This window comes from Streptomyces agglomeratus (assembly GCF_001746415.1).
GTDB classification, from domain to species: domain Bacteria; phylum Actinomycetota; class Actinomycetes; order Streptomycetales; family Streptomycetaceae; genus Streptomyces; species Streptomyces agglomeratus.
The window spans coordinates 2,132,998-2,154,596 of record NZ_MEHJ01000001.1 but is presented as its reverse complement, the minus strand read 5'-3'; the positions used below and the strand labels follow the sequence as shown (position 1 = coordinate 2,154,596).

11 protein-coding genes and 3 pseudogenes are annotated in these 21,599 nt (G+C 71.1%); 9 read left to right on the top strand and 5 right to left on the bottom strand.

Annotated features, from left to right (window positions below; genetic code table 11):
• Positions 1-6: 6 nt before the first annotated feature.
• A pseudogene (locus tag AS594_RS08975) lies at positions 7-321 on the bottom strand (ATP-binding protein); the annotation flags it as partial.
• Between the two features lie 1,369 nt (positions 322-1,690).
• On the opposite strand from AS594_RS08975, the gene AS594_RS08970 reads away from it, so the two are divergent.
• Together AS594_RS08970 and AS594_RS40940 are read left to right on the top strand one after the other, a co-directional pair.
• Complete coding sequence (locus AS594_RS08970; RefSeq protein WP_069926466.1) at positions 1,691-2,029, top strand: MerR family transcriptional regulator; 339 nt, start codon at positions 1,691-1,693, stop codon at positions 2,027-2,029.
• Positions 2,030-2,061: 32 nt separating this feature from the next.
• Positions 2,062-2,163: pseudogene (locus tag AS594_RS40940) on the top strand (cold-shock protein); the annotation flags it as partial.
• A gap of 159 nt (positions 2,164-2,322) precedes the next feature.
• On the opposite strand, the gene AS594_RS46080 reads toward AS594_RS40940, so the two are convergent.
• Positions 2,323-2,499 carry an ATP-binding protein gene (locus AS594_RS46080; protein WP_240508972.1) on the bottom strand — a complete coding sequence of 59 codons (177 nt, stop codon included), beginning with the start codon at positions 2,497-2,499 and terminating at the stop codon, positions 2,323-2,325.
• 1,036 nt (positions 2,500-3,535) lie between these two features.
• Between AS594_RS46080 and AS594_RS46075 the strand changes: the two are divergent.
• A pseudogene (locus AS594_RS46075) lies at positions 3,536-3,876 on the top strand (MerR family transcriptional regulator).
• A gap of 91 nt (positions 3,877-3,967) precedes the next feature.
• Here AS594_RS46075 and AS594_RS08960 read toward each other — a convergent pair.
• Positions 3,968-4,528 carry a hypothetical protein gene (locus AS594_RS08960; protein ID WP_176733161.1) on the bottom strand — a complete coding sequence of 187 codons (561 nt, stop codon included), beginning with the start codon at positions 4,526-4,528 and terminating at the stop codon, positions 3,968-3,970.
• Between the two features lie 270 nt (positions 4,529-4,798).
• Here AS594_RS08960 and trhA point away from each other — a divergent pair, with 270 nt between their 5' ends.
• Positions 4,799-5,584 (top strand): PAQR family membrane homeostasis protein TrhA, encoded by a 786-nt coding sequence (trhA, locus tag AS594_RS08955; protein WP_240509243.1) that lies wholly within the window; start codon positions 4,799-4,801, stop codon positions 5,582-5,584.
• 123 nt (positions 5,585-5,707) lie between these two features.
• Here the strand turns inward: trhA and AS594_RS08950 are convergent, their stop codons facing one another.
• Both AS594_RS08950 and AS594_RS08945 read right to left on the bottom strand, forming a co-directional pair.
• Positions 5,708-6,946: a PP2C family protein-serine/threonine phosphatase gene (locus AS594_RS08950; RefSeq protein WP_069926464.1), complete on the bottom strand. Its 1,239-nt coding sequence runs from the start codon at positions 6,944-6,946 to the stop codon at positions 5,708-5,710.
• Between the two features lie 1,064 nt (positions 6,947-8,010).
• Complete coding sequence (locus tag AS594_RS08945) at positions 8,011-9,606, bottom strand: (2,3-dihydroxybenzoyl)adenylate synthase (RefSeq protein ID WP_069926463.1); 1,596 nt, start codon at positions 9,604-9,606, stop codon at positions 8,011-8,013.
• 359 nt (positions 9,607-9,965) lie between these two features.
• On the opposite strand from AS594_RS08945, the gene AS594_RS08940 reads away from it, so the two are divergent.
• The 5 genes from AS594_RS08940 to AS594_RS08920 all read left to right on the top strand — a co-directional run bounded on the left by AS594_RS08940 (position 9,966) and on the right by AS594_RS08920 (position 21,592).
• Complete coding sequence (locus AS594_RS08940; RefSeq protein ID WP_069930380.1) at positions 9,966-10,712, top strand: thioesterase II family protein; 747 nt, start codon at positions 9,966-9,968, stop codon at positions 10,710-10,712.
• A gap of 7 nt (positions 10,713-10,719) precedes the next feature.
• Positions 10,720-11,754 carry an isocitrate/isopropylmalate dehydrogenase family protein gene (locus tag AS594_RS08935; protein ID WP_069926462.1) on the top strand — a complete coding sequence of 345 codons (1,035 nt, stop codon included), beginning with the start codon at positions 10,720-10,722 and terminating at the stop codon, positions 11,752-11,754.
• A 66-nt stretch (positions 11,755-11,820) separates the two neighbouring features.
• Positions 11,821-13,197, top strand: a complete 1,377-nt coding sequence (locus AS594_RS08930; protein WP_069926461.1) for an FAD-dependent oxidoreductase — start codon at positions 11,821-11,823, stop codon at positions 13,195-13,197.
• Positions 13,188-13,526 carry an antibiotic biosynthesis monooxygenase family protein gene (locus tag AS594_RS08925; protein WP_069926460.1) on the top strand — a complete coding sequence of 113 codons (339 nt, stop codon included), beginning with the start codon at positions 13,188-13,190 and terminating at the stop codon, positions 13,524-13,526. The genes AS594_RS08930 and AS594_RS08925 overlap by 10 nt, the downstream gene beginning before the upstream one ends.
• A 200-nt stretch (positions 13,527-13,726) precedes the next feature.
• Positions 13,727-21,592, top strand: coding sequence for a non-ribosomal peptide synthetase (locus AS594_RS08920; RefSeq protein WP_141743796.1), 7,866 nt, complete (start codon positions 13,727-13,729; stop codon positions 21,590-21,592).
• The last annotated feature ends 7 nt before the right edge of the window (positions 21,593-21,599 follow it).

Below are 21,599 nucleotides of genomic sequence, written 5' to 3'. Positions count from 1 at the left end.
TTATATTCACCGGCCATCCAGCTGCGTCAGCGGCGGCGCTACCGAGCAAGACGGGCTCACGGTCTTGCCGCCGGAGGCCCGGGGGCAGACCGCGGTGGCGCGGGCGAGGCGGTTAACCATGGACCAGCCGAAGCCCTCGGTGCCGCCGTTCAGGTCAGGGGTGCGCATGCGCGGCGCATGCCGACTGGGGTCGTGGACGGCCACCTCGATGGTGTCAGGGTGCGCAGTCAGTTCCAGAGTGCAGCGGCCCCCGCCGTGGCGCAGGGCGTTGGTGACGAGCTCGGACACGACCAAGACCACGGTGTCTGCTGCGTCAGGGGCCAGGGCCGGCTGTCGGCCTCTGTGCCCCGCCCCTCCACCCGCCAACCCGGAAGTGCCGCAGTGCTTGACCGAGAAACTGATGGCCACCGTCGGCGCGTGGCGGCACGAGCTGTGCGCCAGCGTCACGCCCGTGTCACGGTGCCCGCCCACGGCCTACTCGAGTCGGGGCCCGCGCCGGTTCGGTAGGCGGCCCATCCGAGGCGACGCTACCGGTCGGGCGAGCACGGGCAGCCGGGCGAGGGCGCAGAGAGTCACCGCGGGCCGACGAAAGCAGATCCTCGTTGAGGCGCTGACGCGGCAGCAGAAGCGCCAGTCTGCGGATCGCGGCACTGGCACCGGCCTGCACGACTTCCACGAACTGCTGCTCGGTCGTCGGGCCGGGATCGTCAAGGCCGGCGCAGGCCTTCGTGCTACGCCCGTCACCAGCCGGCCTGTCGGGGTGTTACCGCCGGAAGCGTGGGGTGCCCAGTGGTGGCCGGTACCCGCCGACGGTAGCCGCGGCGCAGTCGTGGCGTCACGGGAAGCCCGTCGGGCTGTGCGGCCTGCGGGTCACTTGCGCCGGACTTGGGCTTCGGTCCGACTTTCCATAGATCCGTTGAGGCGGGTTACTTCACCTTCAAGCGCGCGGAAATCTATGCCCACCGGAGTAGACATTGAGTGGTGGTGTGGTTATGGTTTCTCTCGTAGCCGGGATCGAGCAAGGCCCGGCAGAGATGCACTGCCGTGCAGCAGTACACGCAGTTCGCAGGACGGTGCGGTGGTGGAGTTCCGAAGCCAAAGTTGTTGCAGGACGGTGACGGGACTGACGGCCGGACCGGGTGGCCCGCAGTAGTCAGGGGCCGCCGTGAGTAGGGCCGCAGCTGACGCAGTGGCAGTTCAGCAGTTGCGGTTGTCGGTAGCAGCAGCGCAGTAATCAGGGTTCCTCGGTAAAGGCGTCGGCTGCGGGCGCGCGTGCCGGGAGGTTCGGCAGTGGGGTTCCAAGCCAGAGCAGATGCAGGACGGGCGACGGGGCTGGCTGCCGAAGAGTGGCGCTGCGCGAGGCCACCAGCAGTTCGCAGTATCAGCAGTGCGAGCAGTACGCAGTACCCGTTTGGTAAGTGATTGGTTCAGAGGGAAGGACGGAGGAGCCGAGGCGCCATCAGGATCGCCCGGGCGGAAGGCTTGAGCTCGGGTACCGCAGGACATCGATAGGTGGGTGGTCTCCGGTCACGCATCCGCGATCCCCGCATTCCCCGCCCTCTTCCGGGCGGGCCCGCGGAACAAGCAGGCCGGCGCAGCGCTAGGGCCGGCAGATGGTGTAGCAGTTCCTTCGGGGCCCTGGTGCCAGTACGGCACCAGGGCCCCTCCACGCGTTCCACAGAGAGGTGAGATGACAGCAGACGACTCCTACGGCCGTCTCGACGACGACGACTACCCCGCCTACACCATGGGTCGGGCCGCTGAAATGCTCGGCACCACTCAGGGCTTCCTCCGCGCCGTCGGAGAGGCCCGCCTGATCACTCCGCTCCGCTCTGCGGGCGGCCACCGCCGCTACTCCCGTTACCAGCTGCGCATCGCGGCGCGAGCCCGGGAACTCGTCGACAAGGGCACTCCCATCGAGGCCGCCTGCCGCATTGTCATCCTCGAAGACCAGCTCGAAGAAGCCCAGCGCATCAACGCCGAACATCGCCGCACCGCCGGATCATCCAACCCCCCGGCCGCGGCCTGAGATGAGTGTGCCCGCCGGTATCGGCGGGCGCCGCACGCACAGGCTTTCGTGAGCTCCAGGAGGGCCAGATCGTGACGTTCGACGTCGCCCAGGGCCAGAAGGGCCCTCAGGCCGAGAACATCAACCCGGCCTGACCTTTCTGCCCTGCGGCGGACCACCGAGGGCAAGTCACGTCAGGAGGCCCGGCGCTGCTTGAGGGACCGTCGCCCACCAGGTCTTTGACTGCTCGACGGTTCTGCCGCCGGCCACCTGACAGGTCACGGGGTGGTGCGGGCGAGGCGGTTGGACATGGGTTAGACGAATCCTCCGGTGCTGCCGTTCAGGTCGCGGGTGCGCATGCGCGGCCCCTTCGGGCTGCGGTCGTGCACGGCGACTTCGATGCTGTCCGGGTGCGCGGTCAGCTCCAGGGTGCAGGTGCCGGCACCGTGGCGCAGGGCGTTGGTGACGAGCTCCGAGACGACCAGGCACACGTTTCGGCGGCCTCGGCTGCGATCGCCGGTAAGAGCTCTTCGAGGAAATGCCGGGCGCTGTCGCGCGCCGGTCGCGGATGTTGAGGAGCGGGCGGTTGCGACGCTGACGCTCATCGTCTCCATCAGGGTCACCCCGGTCTCTGATCGTCCATGCCCAGCTCTGCCTGCCCGGCGTTTGTGCCCCGGCCTGCGGTGGTTAGCCGGTGATGACCGCCTTGCGTCCTACCCATGTCGCTGTTCGAGGTGAATACCTCATCGTCGAACGCGCAGAAATCTGTGTTGGCCGGAGTAGACATTGGTCGGTGGTGTGGTTATGGTTTCTCTCGTAGCCCAGAGAGACAGCAGGGCCTGGCAGAGACGAACTGCCGGGCAGTGGTACCGCAGTTGCAGTTCGCAGGGCGGTGCGGTGGTGGAGTTTCGAAGCCAGGGTTGTTGCAGGACGGTGACGGGACTGACCACCGGACCGGGTGGCCCGCAGTGATCAGGGGCCGCCGTGAGCAGTACCGCAGTTGACGCAGTGGCAGTACCCGCAAGTGCAGTTCGTAGTACCCAGCAGTGAAGTCAGTGAGCAGCACCTCGGTGAAGGCGTCGGCTGCGGGCGCGCGCACCGGGAGGTTCGGCAGTGGAGTTCCAAGCCAGAGCAGACGCAGGACGGGCGACGGGGCTGGCTGCCGAAGAGTGGCGCTGTCGCAGGCCACTGAGCAGTTCGCATCACCAGCAGTACGCAGTAGAGCTGTACCAGCAGTACGCAGTTCCCGTTAGGTAGACAGTTGATCACCGAGGGAAGAACGGAGGAGCCGAAGCGCCATCAGGATCGCCCGGGAGGAGTCTTGAGCCCGGGTACCGCAGGACATCGATAGTGAGGTGGTCTCCGGTCAAGCAACCGCGATCCCCGCACCCCCGACAGCATCTCGGTCGGGTCTGCGGACACAGAAGGTCGGCGCAGTAACAGGGCCGGCAGATGGTGTAGCAGTTCCTTCGGGGCCCTGGTGCCATATGGCACCAGGGCCCCTCCACGCGTTTCACAGACAGTGCAATGACAGTAGACGATTCGTTCGGCCGGCTCGATGACGACCATTACCCCGCCTACGCGATGGGCCGGGCCGTCGGAATCCTCGGCACCACCCAGGGCTTCCTCCGTGCCATCGGAGAAGCCAGCCTGAACACACCGCTCCGTTCCGAGGGTGGACACCGCCGCTACTCCCGCTACCAGCTGCGCATCGCCGCCCGGGCAGCCCGGGACTCGTCGACAATGGCACCCCCGTCGAGGCTGCCTGCCGCATCGTCATCCTTGAGAACCAGCTCGAGGAAGCCCAGCGCATCAGCGCCGAACACTGCCGCGCCGCCGAATCACCCAACCCTACGGCAGCGCCCTGAGGCGGCTGAGACCTGCAACTTTCCCAGAAGCTTACGGCCGCCGCCACGCACACTGCCCGGGACGCAAAGCGCAGCTCGGAGGAGCAGAGGTTCAGACGCTCGTCCAGGCGTCGGAGAAGGCTGTCCGTCCAGCGGCATCGTCCGACCTGTGGTCTGCGTGCAGGACGCGCCAGGCGGTGAGCTCGAGGTCTCGGAGCCACAGTTCTCCGATGACCTGTGTCTTGAGGTCGGGAAAATGGTCGGACTCAGCGAGGGCTTGACCGATCACCTCCCCGGCCGCGACGCGCTGGGGCGGGGTCATCTCATCGACGGCCGAGAGGATTTGTCGGGCCAGGGGAGTTCCTTCTCCTGCCAGGGAACGCAGCACCAGAGCCTTGATGTTGACGGGTAGCAGGTACGCGGTGCCCGAAGACCTCCACAGGTCCGACCAGAAGCGTTCTCCTGCCTTCGTGGGGGCAGGCAGCGCGGCCAGCAGGCCGAGGAGATGGCCGGTGGCCGCATAGCCATCGGAGTGGGCAGCTGCGACGACTGCGATGCCGACGAGGCGCTCCACATCGAGATGGCCGGCTTCGAGATGCGAAGCGAGGCCCAGCTGGTGTTCCAGCTGGTGTGCGAGGGGGGCGGATACGTGGGGGCGGACCTCAGGAAGCATCGGCGATCCTTGCGCGTAGACGAGCGGAGATGCCCGTTCGGGAGCCCTGATCGTTCCCATGCCCAGCCGATCTACTCGGCTTCGGCAGGCGCAATTGACGGCAGCATCACCGGGTCCGGAGCTCATACGACGGCGAATCAGCCCGAACCCGGCGACGTGGGCGTGAGGGGTCGGGACCGACCTCCGATCATGCTGCCCGGGTGAGTCTCCTAGCATGACCGCATGGTTGCCAGCAGCGATGCCCAGGAGTCCGAGGGAGGACAGGAAGCTGTGTCCCGCGACGCCGCTGAAGTCGGATGTAGTCACGTCGCCTCAGCGCGTGGAGAACGCCGTGAAGACGGGCTGCCCTGCGGATCACAGAGTGGCGATGCAGGGAAGAAGGTTCACTCGGTTGCCGCCCTGGTGGAGCGGGCGGCCGTCCTGGCCGAACCGATCAAGCCGAGGTTGCGTGGCTGGCTCCACGCCGGAATGGTCCCCGCCGCACTGATCGCAGGCGTCGTACTCATCTGCCTGGCCCGTACGCCGCAGGCGCTTTTGGCCTGCGCCGTGTATTCGGTCACCGCCTGGCTGCTGTTCGCAACGAGCGCCATCTACCACCGCGGCACCTGGGGGCCGCTCGGCGAAGCTCTTCTACGACGCCTCGACCACGCCAACATCTTCCTGATCATCGCCGGCACTTGCACCCCCCTGGCCGTGCTCCTCCTCCAGCCGGACCAGCGGTCCGTACTGCTGTGGATCGTGTGGGCGGGCGCGTTGGCCGGCATCGCCTTCCGGGTCCTGTGGGTCGGAGCCCCGCGCTGGCTGTACACCCCGTGTTACCTGGCCCTGGGGTGGGCACCGGTGCGCTATCTGCCCGACTTCCTGCACACCGGCGGAGCAGCCGTACTCGTCCTGATCATTGTCGGCGGTCTCCTCTACAGTGCAGGCGCGGTGGTCTACGCTCTTCAGCGGCCCGACCCCTCACCCCGCTGGTTCGGCTTCCACGAGGTCTTCCACGCACTGACCGTGGCGGGCTTCACCGCGCACTACATCGCCATCTCCCTGGCCACCTACTGACCGCGACAGCATTCTGGCTCGCGCTGCTGTGGTGGTCCTGGTCGGGCGCGTCGACCTCGTCCTACTCGGCCTGCGCCGCCCGGCCAGGGTCGGCCGAAGCGGGCTACCGGAACAGCCCTCGAGTCATCGCCCAGGAGTGGTCCGCCCCGTCTGTGACGGTGCGGAGGCGTCGGTGAGGTCGGCGCCGGTGTCGGCGTTCCGCCGGGAGTGGTCGACGCCGTGCCAGTCCAGGCACATGACAGTCGCGTCGTCCTGCAGGTGGCCGTCGTTGGCGTCGACGATCGCCGCGATGAGGGTGCGGGCGGCCTCGCGGGGATGCAGCGCGCGAGTGCGGACGATCAGGTCCGGCAGCTCAAGGGCGTTGGCGTTGCGTTCCAGCATGCCGTCGGTCAGCATCACCAGCCGGTCGCCCGGTCGCAGGTCCAGCGACTGGACCCGGTAGGTGTGAGGGGCATGGAAGCCGAACGGCATATCGACCTTCGGAGTGATCTCCCGCACCTGTCCGTTCCGCATGCGCAGTGGCCAGGGGTGCCCGGCGTTGATGAACTCGGTCTTGCCGTCGATCAGGCTGATGCGCAGGAGCTGGCCGGTGACGTAGCTCTGGCGGCCGTGCTCGCGCATGGCCTGGTCGGCCTGGCGGGCCTGCTCGGCCAGGTCGCCACCGGCCCGCCGTGCCCGGCGCAGGGCGCCCACCGCAAGAGTGGCCAGCAGCGCGGCCTCGACATCGTGCCCCATGGCATCGGTGACGGAGAGCTGGACCGTGTCCCGGTCGATCACGTAGTCGAAGGTGTCACCCCCGACATGGTCGGCCGGCTCCAGCGCCCCGGCGACCGTGAACTGCGCCGCCTCACAGGCCAGCGACGCGGGGAGCAACCGGTGCTGGATCTCCGCAGCCAGACTCAGCGGCTTGGTCCGGCGTCCCCACTGGTACACGTCGGTGTAGGACCGGTTCGCGATGACGATGTACGCCAGGGCGTGCGCGGTCTCGCCGATTTCCCGCATCACCTCCGCGTTCGGCGCCGCGGCCAGGAACAGTTCGAGGAGTCCGATGGCGTCCCCGCGGTTGGTCACCGGGGCGACGACCCGCACCAGCGCGCCCTCGCCCTTGTCCTCCACGCTCGGCCGCTGGGTGCGGATCACGTCGTCGTACAGGGTGCCCCGCAGTGTGATGCGCCGGGCGGGTTCCTCGGTATCGACGCTGCCCGCCGCCCCCAGCCGTACGACCGAGCCGCCGGTGAAGTCGGTGATGAGGAACGACACCGACGCGGCCCCGAGGCGTTCCTTGAGCATGCGCGCGACCACGTCGAGCGACTCCACGGGCGCCGAGGTCTCCGCCGCGGCCAGCGTCCCGGCCAAGGTCATCGCATTGCCCCGGTCACCCCCGTTCTCGGGAGCACGAGTGGTCGGCTCACTGTCCTCATCAGGCCCGCGCACGGTCACTCCTCGCTCGCTGGTGCTCAGGGCTCCGTCCCAGGTGTGAGCAGGGCCGGCGCCAAGCCCGGTGCCGGGCAGATGTCATTGCATCACGTAGCCTCTGCACGGGTGCGTCTGTCGGCCAACGATCGTCGAACGGCCCGGCCACCGGGGTGTGGAACGCCCGGGCTCGCAGTCACCCGGCCCACCAAGGTTCATGCCACGCCGGCACCGGAGGCGTGGTGCTGGTGTTGCGCTACCAGCAGGCCCGTGATCGCCCGGACGTCGTTGGGGCGATTCAGGCCGGTTCATGCCGAGCGCCTGCGACGTCAGTGGAGAAGTGGTCGCAGCCCGGCAGCTTCGCCGACTCGACTCCGGTCGGCAGCAGGCCGCGCTGCTGGGCCTCGCAGAGGACCGTAACCGGGTCGACTGGCTGTGTCAGTTTTTGCGGGCTCTGACTCTCCACAGTCGCCCAATGAATCAGGGACACAGTCGGCGTCGAGCTGGGCACGGTGCAGCTGACGGCCGCGTGGTTCCAGCAAGGCTTCTCGTCATCGTCATCATTTCCGGGCCGGAGGCGGCGCTCCCTTCGTCTCCGTACGCATCATCCCGCAGCCGCCAGCCCATCAGCTCTACGAGCAGTAGCGTGACGGTCACGAGCACCAGAGGCGTGCACCGCCGGGTGCAGCAACTCGGCGAGGTGAGATAGGGCGTCGGCCATGACGCTCGCTTGACGCTCTGAGCGCCCGACGTACTGGATGTACGACCCGCAGAACGATTCTGACCTGGTGTTTCTTGCGGTTCGAATCGGGGTGACATCTTTTCGATGACGCACCACGTGGAGTGCGTGGCGATCCTGGAGCCGGTGAAGAAGGACGACTGACCTGCTGGTTGTACTGAACCGCCGAGGCGTGGCGGGCCGGGGATGCCCGGCCTGTTCTTCGACGTCCACCGAAGTCAACCGAGGCAGGCGCGGAACGGACGCGGAACCCGTCCCGCACCCCGGCACACCGTCAGCGTTGTGACGCGGCGATCCGTGCGCGCAGTGCCTTCTTGTCGACCTTCCCCATCGGTGTGCGCGGAAGCTGCGGCATCGGAATCAGCCGGTCGGGGATCTTGTAGGTGGCCAGGCCGCGGCCTCTGAGGAACTCCTTCATGGCGGACGGGCGGACGTCCGCCTCGTTGAGGACGACGAAGGCGTACGTCCGTTCGCCGAGCACGGTGTCCGCCACGCCGATCACGGCCGCGTCCTGCACGGCGGGGTGGGTGCGTAGCTGCCGCTCCACCTCCTCCGCGGAGACCTTCTCGCCGGCCCGGTTGATGACGTCCTTGATCCTGCCGACGATCATGATGTTGCCGTCCGGCCTGCGTCGGACGAGGTCGCCGGTGCGGAAGAAACCGTCCGGTGTGAACGACCGGGCGTTCTCCTCGGGGGCCCGGTAGTACCCGCGGATCGTGTACGGACCGCGCGCCTGCATCTCGCCGGGCTCCCCGTCGGGCACCGGGTTCCCGGAGTCGTCGACGATCCGGACCTCGTCGCCCGGTGACATCGGGCGGCCGTCCGTGTTCACGGCCACCTCCTCCGGGTCGTCGAGCCGGGTGTGGGTCAGCAGCCCCTCGCTGATGCCGTACCACCGCTGGATCCGGCAGCCCAGCTCCTGGGCCGCGCGGCGCGCCAGGGCCGGGTCGAGCGGGGCACTGCCCACCTGGATCAGCAGGCGGGACAGTTCGCCGGGCGGTCGTCCGGAATCGGCCCACAGCCGCAGCACCGAGGGCACGACCGTGGTCACGGTGACTGCCTCGCGGCGGATCAGCGAGAAGACGTCGTCGGGCCGCACGCTCGACGTGAGTACCGCCTTCCCTCCCATCAGGAGACTGCCGAACACGCCCGGACAGGCGAGGGCCGCCTGGTGCGCGACCGGGTTGACGGCGAGGTAGACCACCTCCGGGCCCACCCGCATCGCCTCCGCGCAGGCCCGCATGACGTACTCGTAGTCGTCGTGGGTCCGGGGAATCAGCTTCGGCAGTCCGGTGGTGCCCCCGGAGAGCAGGAACAGCGCGGGGTCGGACGCGTCCACCGTGGGCAGTGCGACGTCCTGGGCGTCCGGCGACTCCAGCGACTCCAGCGAAATGAACTCCTGGGCGTCGCCGCTGACGATCACGTGCGGGACCGACGGGATCTCCCGGGCGATCGTACGGAAGTCGAACCCGCCGAACTCGTCCTTCACCACATAGGCGACAGCCCCCGAGTGGGCACACAGATGCGCGATCTCGGCCCTGCGGTGACCGGGCAGCGCCAGCACCGGGATCGCTCCGGCCCGCAGCAGCGCGAAGACCAGGACGACGAACTCCGGGATGTTGGGAAGGTGCACCACCACCCGGTCCAGGGGCCTGATGCCCAGTCCGATCAGGCCGCCCGCCAACCGGTCCGCCCGCCGGGACAGCTCCGCGTAGGTCATCCGGCGTTCGCCGCACACCACGGCCACCCGATCGGCGTTCCGTTCGCACGACTCGTGCAACAAGTCACCGATCGGCCGGCCGCGCCAGACCCCTGTCCGGCGCAGGTCCGCCGCGAGCTGTTCGGGCCAGTGCACAAAACCGTCAAGCATGATCGCGTTCCCTTTCGGCGGGTCGGTCGAGGCGTGGATCGAGGGGCGCGAAGGTCCGGGTGGAGCCGCGGGTGCGCTCCGTCCGTCCGGGCCGCGGGACGGCGGCGACTTGGGTGGAGGGCGCGTGCCCTCTCACGGTGGCGGGCGGTGTCCGGTGTGGTGGTGCGCGGCGTCCGCGTGCGAGGTGAGCCCGTGCCGTGCGGCGGCGTGCTCGCGGTCCTTGTGTCCTTTGGCATCGTCTGCGCCGCGTTCCACCGCGCCCCGATCTCTTGCCGACATCTGTCGAGGGCCCCGCGAATCGGCGGCGAGTGGAAAACATGGTGCGGACGGAACGACGGCCGGCCAGAAAGGCGGAGTGGATGAGCCGGATACGGGAACGCGGCTGGGTGCGGTCGATGATCGCCGGTGACCCTGCCGGCGTCCGGGTGGTGTGCTTCCCGCACTCGGGGGGATCGGGGGTCGCCTTCGGCGAGTGGTCCGCCGCGGTGCCGCCCGGTGTGTCGCTGATGGCCGTCCAGTACCCGGGCCGCGGCGACCGCTTCGGAGAGCCGCCCGTGGACGACGTGGCCGCGATGGCCGGCTGCGTGGCGGCGGAACTGCTGCGGTTGCCGCCGGGCGACCACGTGCTGTTCGGGCACAGCCTCGGGGCGCTGGTCGCCTACGAGACCGCCCTGCTGCTGCGGGACGCCGGTGAGGAACCCCGGGCGCTCTGCGTGTCCGCCGCCCTGCCGCCCGGATCCATGACCAACAGGGGTGTCCACCTGGCGCCCGACGACGAGTTCTGGTCGACCCTGTGCGCGCTGGGCGGCATCGAGCCCGCGGTCGCCGAGAACGCCGAGCTGCGCGACCTCCTCCTGCCCGTCATCCGCTCGGACCTGCGGGCGCACGCGACCTATCGGCCCCGCCCCGGCACCCGTCCGCTGTCCTGTCCCGTGCGCAGCTACCACGGCGCGGGCGACCCGCTGGTGGAGCAGGACCAGCTGGCGGGGTGGGCGAGCGTCACCTCCGGCGGCTTTTCGGGGACCGTGCGGCCGGGCGGGCACTTCCACGTGACGACCGACGTCGCGGAACTCGTCGCGGACGTGCTGAGCCAGGGCCCGAAGTGAGGCGGCCTTGACCACCATCGCCGTGATCCCCGGTGACGGCATCGGTCCCGAGGTGATCGAGCCGGCGCTGGACGTCCTCGACGCCCTCGGCCTCGGGACGCGTACGGACGTCCTGGACCACGTCAACGCGGAGACCTACCTGCGCACCGGAACCGCGCTGACCGGAGCCGACCTCGACCGGATCAGGTCCAGCCGGGCGGCGCTCCTCGGCGCGATCGGGGACCCCCGGCTCAGCGACACCGCGTACGTGCGTACGGTCCTCACCACCCTGCGCCTCGAACTCGACCTCTACGTCAACTACCGGCCCGCCAGGCTCCTGCACGACAGGCTCAGTCCGCTGCGCGACCCGGCCCGCCGGGCGATCGACTGCGTGATCGTCAGGGAGAACACCGAGGGGCTCTACAGCGGCATCGGCGGCGGTACGCGCACCGGGACCCCCCAGGAGATCGCCATCGACGTGGACCTCAGCACCCACCAAGGCGTCTCACGGGTACTGGAGTTCGCGTTCTCGGTGGCGCGCAGGTCGGTGTGCCTCGTCGACAAGGCCAACGCCGTCCGCAACGGCGGACAGCTGTGGCAGCGGTGCTGGAGCGAGGCGGTCGCACGGCACCCGCACGTCGAGACGTCCCACCTCTACGTGGACACCGCCGCCCTGCGACTGGCCACCGATCCGACCGCCTTCGACGTCGTCGTCACCAACAACTCCTACGGCGACATCCTGAGCGACCTCACGGCCGCGCTGGCCGGCGGCCTCGGCGTGGCGGCGTCGGCGAACCTCAACCCCGTGACCGGAAAAGGGCTCTTCGAGCCCGTGCACGGCAGCGCCCCGGACATCGCGGGTACCGGCACCGCCAACCCGTTCGGCGCGATCCTCTCCGTGGCCCTGCTGGTCGAGCACCTGGGCCGGACCGAGGAGGCGGACGCGGTCCGCCGGGCGGTCGCCGCGGCGGTCTCGGCTGGCCGTGTGACCCCCGACCTCGGCGGGTCCCTGGGTACCAAAGAGGCCGGCGCCGCGGTCCTGACGGAACTGCGGCGGCCATAGCGAGGTGCGGACGCGGACACGACCCGACAACCGCCGGCGGAGCAACGGACGAGGGGCAAGAACGGTATGAACGGGAACGGCACGGACCGCACGGACGGGAACCCGGAGACCGTCATCGTGGGGGCCGGTCTGGTGGGCGCGGTCACGGCTCTCTACCTGGCGCCCCGCTTCGGACCGGTCACCCTGCTGGAGAAACGGGCGGACCCCAGGCGGAACTCCGGTGGACAAGGCCGGTCACTGGTCGTGATGCTGTCGGCGCGCGGCTGGCGCGCCCTGTCGGACCTGGGCGTCGCGGACGCCGTGCGCCGCATATGCGTCCCCCTGCACGGACGCCGCGGGCACCTGCCCGACGGCCGGACGCGCATGACCCCCTACAGCCGGGACGGACAGCCCATCTGGGCGGTGGAGCGCCGGCGGCTGCACCACATCCTGCTGGACGCCGCCGAGGCGACCCCCGGTGTGCGCATCCGCTTCGGGCAGCGCGTGCGCTCGGTGGACCTGGACGAACCCGCGGTGCTGGTGGAGGACCGGCACGGCTCGCACCGGCTGACGTGCCGCCGGGTCCTCGGCTGCGACGGCGCGCACTCCGCCGCCCGGGCCGCCCTGGAGGCGCGCGGCACCCGGGCCGAGGTGCGCACGCTGGACCTGGCCTACCAGGAGATCGACGTACCGGCCGGCCGGCTGGACCCGACCATCACGCACTACTGGCCCTCCGGGAAGGCGATGTTCGCCGCGCACCCCCTGCCGTCGGGGAGGCTCTCGGGCTCCTTGTTCATGCGCCTCGACGGCCCCGCCCCGTCCTACGCGGCGGCCCGCGGCGGCCAGGACCTGTACGAGATGTTCGCCGCCCACTTCCCCGAGCTGACCGGGATCATCCCCGACATCGCGGAACAGCTCGCCACCAAGGCCGTCTCGACTCTCACGGCCGTCCGCTGCGACCGATGGGTCTGGCGGGACACCTTCGCGCTGCTGGGTGATTCCTGTCATGCGATGGCGCCCTTCATGGGGCACGGCATGAACTGCGGCTTCGAGGACGCCCGGGTCCTCGTCGACTGCCTCGACGCCTCCGCGGACTGGGCGGCGGGCCTGGCCGCCTACGAGAAGTCGCGGACCGAGGACGCCGACGCCATCTCCCGGCTCTCCTACCGGCACTACTTCACGATGGCCGGCCCACCGCGCGAGGAGACCGCTGCGGAGGCGCTGCGCGGGCGGCTGACGGCCCTGTTCCCCGACCGGTTCGTTCCGCTGTACGAGCGGTGCGCGTTCACCGAGGAGAGCTACGCCTCCGTACTGCGTGACGACGAGCGTCTGGACCGGCTCGTGGCGGATCTGTTGGCCCGGTACGGCACCGAGCTGGTCTCGGCGCCCGACGACCGACTGCGCGCCTGCACCCCTTCCCCCCACCCGACCACCGCCACCCTGGAGGACTCCGAATGTTCGTGATCCTGTTCAAGTCGCGCCTGTCCGAGGAGGCCGGCGAGGACTACTACGCCACCGAGGAGCGGATGCAGGAGCGGGTCCGCGCCATTGCCGGGTCCGACCCGGTGGAGGTCAAGCACTACACCGGGGAGGACGGCGAACGTCTCGCCGTCATGATGTGGCAGGACGGGGAGACGCTGGACAAGTGGCGTTGCGACCCCGATCACCAGGTGGCGCAGCGACTCGGCAGGAAACACTGGTACTCCTCCTACGAGTTGACCGTCGCCGAGGTGGTCCGGACCAGCGCGCACGACAACGAAAGCCCGGCCGCAGCGGCGGAGGGGCCGCGCTAGCAGGCGTAGTACGGCCGTTGCAACGCGTGGAAAACGTGCAACGCGTGGAACGCGCGGACCCGTGACCGAAAGATGTCCGAGGGCGGTTTGAAGCGGGCCGGACGGACGTTTGCCGGGGCGGTTTGGCGGAGTTGTTTCGGGTGTTGGCCTGTTCCTTTTCGATCTCTGGCGAACATCTTTCATGCCAGTTGTTCGAGCGCATGGGCCGCGACAAGTATCGGCACGGCGAGGCCGTTGACCGGGAAACCACTTTTGCTGGGGGCATCTGGATGGGTTGTACCGGCGTCACATCCGCGCAGGAAGCCATGTGGCTCGCGCAGGAATTCACTCCGGACGTACCGAACAACGTGGCGACTCTCTGGGACATCGACGGTGACCTGGACACCGCCCTGCTCGCCGCGGCCCTGCGGGCGGCCGTGGCGGAAGCCGACGCGCTGAAGGTGAACTTCCGCCGCGACGACCACGGGCTGCGGCCGGTCGCCCGGGACCTCGGGGCGTGGGAGCCGTTCCGCCTCGATGTCGGCGACGCCGCCGACCCCGCCGACGCGGCCCGCGCCGTCGTCGCCGATCTCGTGCGCCGGCCCTTCGACCTGACCGAGGACGCGCTGCTGCGGATCGGCTCGATCCGGCTGGGCCCCGGCCGCCACCTGCTCGTGCTCGTCTTCCACCACATCCTCACCGACGCGTTCGGCGTTCTCACCCTGCTGTCCCGGCGGATCGCCGAGATCTACCGCGCGCTGCGCGCCGGCTCCGCGTTGCCGGAGGGCGCCCCGAACCCGCCGGGGGACGCCGCGACGAAGGACGCCGCGTACCGGGAGTCGCAGCGGTTCGCCGACGCCGAGCGGTTCTGGCGCGACTACCTCGCCGAAGACCTGCCCGCCGCCCGTCTGCCTGCCGGTGTCCGTCCGGGCACCGACGCCCCCGCCGGCGGTCCCGGCTACTGGGACGGCCTCACCGCACCGCAGGGGATGGCCACCCGCACCGCGACGGTCCCGGCCGTCGAACTCGCCGCCTGGGAACACGCATCCGCCGCGGCGGGCACCTCGGTGCCCGACCTGATCGCCTCGGCCGCCACCGCGTTCCTTGGGCACATGTGCGGCCTGTCCGAGCCGCTGCTGACCATCACCGTCAATCACCGCGTCGGCGCACTGCGCCGCTCCCTCGGCCTGCTCTCCAACCGGGTGCCGCTGCGCTCGCGGGTGGACCCCGCGGCCGACTTCGTGGAACTGGCCGAGGCGCTCGGCCGGGAGCGGCGCCGTGTCCTGCGGCACGCCCGGCACGACATATCCCTGATCAAACGGGCCACCGGCCACGCCGGCGACGCGCGCAGCCCGTTCGGCGCCGTCGTCAACGTGCTCCCCTCCGTCGAAGCACTCGACCTGGCGGACGCCACAGCCCACTTCACCGGTGGCACCTTCGGTGTGATCGACGAGGTGATGGTCTGCGTCTACACCGACGGAAGGGCCGACAGCGACCTGTACGTCCGCTTCGACGCGCCACGCGCGGAGTACGACGAGCAGGACATCGCCGGGCTCGCCGAGCGGTTCGTGACGTTCCTGCGCAGGGCCCTCGCCGACCCGCACGCCCCCGTCGGGACCGTCTCCGCGCTGCACCCCGCCGAACGCCGCGCGCTGCTCACCGAGTACGCCGGACCCACGGTGACCCCACCGCCGGCGACCCTGACCGAACTGCTGGACCGACAGGCCCGCGCCACCCCGGACGCCGTCGCGGTGACCTTCGAGGACACCCGGCTGACCTACCGGGAACTGGCCGAGCGCTCCGGCCGGCTGGCCCGCCTGCTGACCGAGCGCGGCGCCGGGCCCGAGCGGTTCGTCGCGGTCGCCGTGCCCCGCTCCCTGGAACTGGTCGTCGCCCTGGTCGCGGTGCTCAGGGCGGGCGCCGCCTACGTCCCCGTCGACCCCGACTACCCGGCCGCGCGGGTCGAGTTCATGCTCGCCGACGCCGGGCCCGCGCTGCTGCTGACGGTCAAGGACACCGCGGACCGGCTGCCCCGGACGGACGTACCCGTGGTCATGGCCGACGACGCCCCGCTCACCGAAGAGCCCGTCAGGTCCGCCCCGCACCGGGTCGACCACCCCGCGTACATGATCTACACGTCGGGATCGACCGGACGGCCCAAGGGCGCCGTCGTCACGCACGCGGCGATCGTCAACCGGCTGCTCTGGATGCAGGACCGCTTCCGGCTCGACGGTTCCGACCGGGTCCTGCAGAAGACGTCCGCCTCGTTTGACGTGTCCGTCTGGGAGTTCTTCTGGCCGCTGATCACTGGCGCCACCCTGGTGGTCGCCCGGCCGGACGGACACCGCGACCCGGACTACCTCGCCGAGGTGATCCGGCGGGCCGGCGTCACGACGGCGCACTTCGTCCCGTCGATGCTGGCCGAGTTCGTCACCGAGGAGACGGCCGCCGCGTGCACCGGTCTGCGCCGCGTCGTGTGCAGCGGAGAGGCGCTGCCGGCCGAGCTGGCCGCGCGGTTCCACCGGACCTTCGGCGTGCCGCTGCACAACCTGTACGGGCCGACCGAGGCAGCCGTGGACGTCACCGCCTGGCAGTACCGGCCCGGGGCGCGGACGATACCGATCGGCACCCCGATCTGGAACACCGCGCTCTACGTCCTCGACAGCCGGCTGCGACCGCTGCCGCCCGGCGTCTTCGGCGACCTCTACATCGCGGGGGCCGGACTCGCCCGGGGCTACCACGACCGTCGGGCCCTGACCGCCGAGCGCTTCGTGGCCTGCCCGTTCGGGGAACCCGGGCAGCGCATGTACCGGACCGGCGATCTGGCGCGCTGGAACACCGACGGCGAACTGGAGTTCGCCGGCCGCGCCGACCACCAGGTGAAGATCCGCGGCTTCCGGGTCGAGCCGCAGGAGATAGAGGACACGCTGACCGACCACCCGGGAGTGCACAGGGCTGCCGTCGTCGCCCGGCCCGGCCGAGCCGCGGACGGAGCCGCGCAGCTCGTCGCCTACGTCGTCCCGGCCACCTCCGGCGGCAACGGCGGGACCGGCACCGAATGGGACCTGCACGCCGGTCTGGACATCGCCGAGCTGCGGGGCTTCGTCGCGGCCCGGCTGCCCGCCCACCTGGTGCCCGCCGCCTTCGTCGCGCTGGACCGGATGCCGTTGACCGCGAACGGCAAGCTGGACCGGGCCGGGCTGCCCGAGCCGGAGGTCACCGGCCGTGCCCACCGGCCGCCCCGGACCGGTGACGAGAGCCTCCTGGCCGCCGCGTTCGCCGAGGTGCTCGGCCTGAGCCACATCGGGATCGACGACGACTTCTTCACTCTGGGCGGCGACAGCATCCGGGCGATCCAGGTGGTGGGCCGCGCCCGCGCCGGCGGTCTCGCGCTCACCCCGCGCACCGTGTTCGAGTGCCGCACCGTCGCCGCGCTCGCGCAGGCCGCCACCCGCGACACCGCACCGGTGGCCCTCGCCGAACTCGAGGGCGGGGGCGTCGGCCTGCTGCCGCTGCCCCCCATGGCCCGGCTGTACGCCGAGCGAGGCCCCGGCCTGGACCGCCTCGCCCAGTGGCTGGTACTGGAACTGCCCGCAGCCGTCGACCTCCCCGGCCTCACCGCGGCCGTGCGCGCCGTCCTCGACCGGCACGACGTCCTGCGCTCACGGCTGACGGACGACGGCCTGCTGGTGCGGCCACCCGGCACTCCGGACGCCGCCGGACTCGTCGACCGGGCCGACTGCCCGGGGGACTGGGACGGCGAGGCGTGGCAGACCCTGCTGCGCGCACAGGCCGCCGAGGCCGTACGGCACATCGACGCCCGGGCCGGGCGGATGCTCCGGCTGGTCTGGTTCCCGGGGGCCGCGGGCGGGCCCGGACGGCTGCTGGTCGTGGCCCACCACCTGGTCGTCGACGGCATGTCCTGGCGGGTGCTGCTGCCCGACCTGGCCGCGGCCTGGCGCCAGGTCCAGGAAGGCCGGCCCCCCGCGTTGCCGCGGGTGGGCACCTCCCTGCGCCGCTGGCTGCACGCCCTGGCCGACGAGGCGGCCCGCCCCGGACGGGTGGCGGAGGCGTCGTTGTGGCGCGACCTGCTCGCGGCACCCGTCGCACCCGTGGGCTCCCGGCCGCTCGACCCCGGGCGAGACCTCACCTCCACCACGGACACCGTCCGGGTGGAGCTCCCGGCCGACCTCACGGACGCGATACTGACCTCCGTCCCCGCGGCCTACCGCAGCGGCGCGGACGACGTCCTGCTCACCGCCCTCGTCCTCGCGCTGGCCCGGGAACGACGGGGTCTCACCGACGGCTCTACGGTCGTACGGCTGGAAGGGCACGGCCGGCAGGAGGAACTGGTGCCGGGCGCGGACCTGTCCCGCACGGCCGGCTGGTTCACCTCGGTCACCCCCGTACGCATCGACGTCTCGGGGATCGACGTCGACGCCGCGATCACCGGAGGAGCCGCCGCCGGTGACGCCCTCAAGCGGGTCAAGGAGCAGCGGCGGGCCCTGCCCGACCAGGGCATCGGCTACACCCTGCTGCGCTACCTCAACGACGACACCGCGGCGCTGCTGAGCCCGTATCCGGCGGACGACATCGGATTCAACTTCCTGGGCCGTTTCACCTTCGAACGCCCGGAGCCGGCGCCCGGCGATGACCCCACCCGCGGCTCGGGATGGACCCCGGCGCCCGAATGCGCCGAGTTGGTCGCCGCACCCGCCGCGGACATGCCGGCGCCCAGCGCGCTCGAACTGAACGCCCTGGTGACCGGCACCGGCGACGACGCGCGCCTCACCGCCCTGTTCACCTTCGCCACCGGAGTGCTGACCGCCGACGAGGTCCGCGCCCTGTCCGGCGCCTGGTGCGCCGCACTGCGCGGCCTGCGGAGCCTGGTCACGTCCGGCGGGCGGGGACTGACCCCCTCCGACGTCCCGCTGGTCACCGTCGGCCAGGAGGAACTGGACGGCTGGCAACAGCGCTTCGGGCGCGTCAGCGACGTATGGCCGCTCACGCCGTTGCAGGACGGGCTGCTGTACCACACGATGCTCGCGCAGAGCGCGTCCGAGGCGTACCAGACGCAGTTCGTGTTCCGGCTCGAAGGCGCGGTGGACCCGGCGCGCCTGCGGGCCGCGGGCCAGGCCCTGCTCGACCGGCACCCGAACCTGCGGGTCGCGTTCCGGCCGAGCGCCACCGGTGAGCCCGTGCAGGTCGTCGTGGACGACGTCCCGCTGCCCTGGCGGCACCTCGACCTCACCGGCGAGGCCGACGCCGCCACCCGGCTGGAGGAGATCCTCGCCGAGGAGCGGGACACCCGCTTCCACCCGGAGAACCCGCCGCTGCTGCGCCTGACCCTCGTCACGCTCGGCCCCCAGCACGCCGAACTGGCCCTCACCGCCCACCACGTGCTGCTCGACGGCTGGTCGGTGCCGCTCGTCGAGCGCGAGCTGATGCAGCTGTACGGGGCCGACGGCGTCGACACCGCGCCGCCGCGCCCGCACGGCTACCGGGACTTCCTGAGCTGGCTGTCACGGCAGGACACGGCACGCTCCGCCCGCGCGTGGGCCGAGGAACTCGCCGGTGTGGCCGAGCCGACCCTGCTGGCGCCCACGACGCCCGGGGCCCGGCCGGCCGGCAGCGGCAGCGGGCAGATCGACGTGCCGCTCACCGGCGAGGACACCACCATGCTGGCGCGCCGGGCCGCGGAGTGGGGCGTCACCCCCAACACCCTGGTGCAGGGCGCGTGGGCCATGGTGCTCGCGCAGCTCACCGGCCGCGAGGACGTGCTGTTCGGCGCCACGGTCGCGGGCCGGCCCTCCGGGCTGCCGGGCGCCGACGCCATGATCGGCCTGTTCATCAACACGGTGCCCGTGCGGGTGCGCTGCACGCCGGCCGACCCGGTTCCGGAGGTGCTCGGCCGGCTCCAGGACGCCCAGGCGAGGCTGTTGGACCATCACCATCTGGGGCTCGCCGACATCCAGCGGGCGACCGGGCTGAACGCGCTGTTCGACACGCTGGTGGTGTTCGAGTCGTTCCCCGTCGACCGGTCCGGCCGCTCGGCGGCGGGCGCGTCCGCGCGACCGGTGGTGACCGGTATCCGCCCGTACGCCCCGCCGCACTACCCGCTGACCGTGATCGCGGCGGCCGACCCGCTGTTGCGGATCTCCTTCCAGTACCGGCGCAACGCGTTCGAGCGGACCGCCGTGGAGGCGCTCGCCGACCGGCTGGTGCGGGTGCTGCGGCAGATCGCCGCCGGTCCGCGGACCACCGTCGGCGCGCTCGACGTGCTGTCCGACGCCGAACGCGAACAGGTGCTGCACGGCTGGAACGACACCGCTGTCCCGCCCCCCGAGCGGACCGTCCCCGAGCTGATCGCGGCACGGGCGGCGGCGACGCCGGACGCGGTCTGCGTCGAGTTCCGCGGGCACCGGCTGACCTACCGGGAGCTGGACGAACGGGCCGGCCGGCTGGCGCACTGGCTGGCCGGGCAGGGGGTGGGCCCGGAGTCCCGGGTCGTGGTGCTGCTGCCCCGCTCGGCCGACCTGGTGGTGGCCCTGCTGGCCGTGTGGAAGGCCGGCGGCACGTATGTGCCGGTGGACCCGGAGTATCCCGCCGCCCGGGTGCGGGCCGTGGTCGAGGACAGCGCACCGGTGCTGGTCCTCGACGAGGAACGGCTGGCCGGGGTGGACCTGTCCGACCGGTCCCTCCACCCTGTCCACGGCCCACGCGTTCCGGTCGGCGCCGACCACGCCGCCTACGTCATCTACACCTCCGGCTCCACTGGCGCGCCCAAGGGCGTGGTGGTCCGGCACGGTGCGCTGGCGATCTTGCTGACCGGTATGCAGGATCGATTCTCCTTCACGCCGGACGACCGGCTGCTGGCCTGCGCCACCGTCGCGTTCGACATCGCCGCGCTGGAACTCTTCCTGCCCCTGCTCGCCGGCGGCCGGGTGGTACTGGCCGGCAAGGACGACATCACCCAGCCGACGGTACTGCTCGACCTCGTCGAACGGTCCGGCGTCACCGTCATGCAGGCCACCCCGGCGCTCTGGCAGAGCCTGGTCACCCACGCGCCGGCCTGTCTGACCGGGCTGCGGGTGATCTCCACCGGCGAGGCCCTGCCCCTGGCGCTCGCCGAAACCCTGTGCCGGCACGCCGCTGAGGTCACCAACCTCTACGGCCCGACCGAGACCACCGTCTACGCCACCGCCGCCCGTCTGCTCCCCGGCCACGGCGGCATGCCTCCCTCGGTCGGCGGCCCGGTCGCCGGCACCCGGATCCTGGTACTGGACCGCACACTGCGCCCGGTGCCGCCCGGCGCTGCCGGTGACCTCTGGATCGCCGGCGAGGGCCTGGCCCGCGGCTACCACGACAGGCCGGGCATGACCGCGGAGCGGTTCGTGGCCTGCCCGTTCGGGCCACCGGGCGCGCGGATGTACCGCAGCGGGGACCTCGCCCGCTGGACGGTCACGGGTGAGGTGGAGTACCTCGGCCGCTCCGACCACCAGATCAAACTGCGCGGCTTCCGGATCGAGCCCGCCGAGATCGAGCACACCCTGACCCGCCACCCAGCGGTCCGCCGGGCTGTCGTCATCGCCCGTGAGGACCGGCCGGGCGACCGCCGGCTGGTGGCGTACGTGGTCCCGGAGACCGGCACCGAGCCGCCCACCACGGAACTCCTGCGGGAGGCGGTCGGAGAGCGGCTGCCGGCCTACATGATCCCGGCCGCGTTCGTGACGCTCACGGAACTGCCGCTGACGCCCAACGGCAAACTCGACCGTTCCGCCCTGCCCCGCCCGGAGTTCGGCGGGGACGAGTACCGGGCCCCGCGCTCGCCCCGGGAACAGACGCTGTGCGCGCTGTTCGCCGAGGTCCTGGGCGCCGAGCGGATCGGTCTCGACGACGACTTCTTCGTCCTGGGCGGCCATTCACTGATGGCCACCCGACTGGTGGCCCGGGTACGCGCCGAAATGGGCGTGGAAATTCCGATGCGCGTCCTGTTCACCGCCCCGACCGTCGCCGAACTCACCGACCGCTGGCACGAGATGTCGGCCTCCACCCGAATGCCGCTGCGGAGAATGACCGAAAGGTAGGAAACAC

Coding starts and splice junctions, on each gene's coding strand:
- AS594_RS08970 (WP_069926466.1), top strand. CDS start 1,691: ATGACAGCAGACGACTCCTACGGCCGTCTCGACGACGACGACTACCCC.
- AS594_RS08960 (WP_176733161.1), bottom strand. CDS start 4,528: ATGCTTCCTGAGGTCCGCCCCCACGTATCCGCCCCCCTCGCACACCAG.
- AS594_RS08950 (WP_069926464.1), bottom strand. CDS start 6,946: ATGACCTTGGCCGGGACGCTGGCCGCGGCGGAGACCTCGGCGCCCGTG.
- AS594_RS08945 (WP_069926463.1), bottom strand. CDS start 9,606: ATGCTTGACGGTTTTGTGCACTGGCCCGAACAGCTCGCGGCGGACCTG.
- AS594_RS08940 (WP_069930380.1), top strand. CDS start 9,966: ATGAGCCGGATACGGGAACGCGGCTGGGTGCGGTCGATGATCGCCGGT.
- AS594_RS08930 (WP_069926461.1), top strand. CDS start 11,821: ATGAACGGGAACGGCACGGACCGCACGGACGGGAACCCGGAGACCGTC.
- AS594_RS08925 (WP_069926460.1), top strand. CDS start 13,188: ATGTTCGTGATCCTGTTCAAGTCGCGCCTGTCCGAGGAGGCCGGCGAG.
- AS594_RS08920 (WP_141743796.1), top strand. CDS start 13,727: ATGGGCCGCGACAAGTATCGGCACGGCGAGGCCGTTGACCGGGAAACC.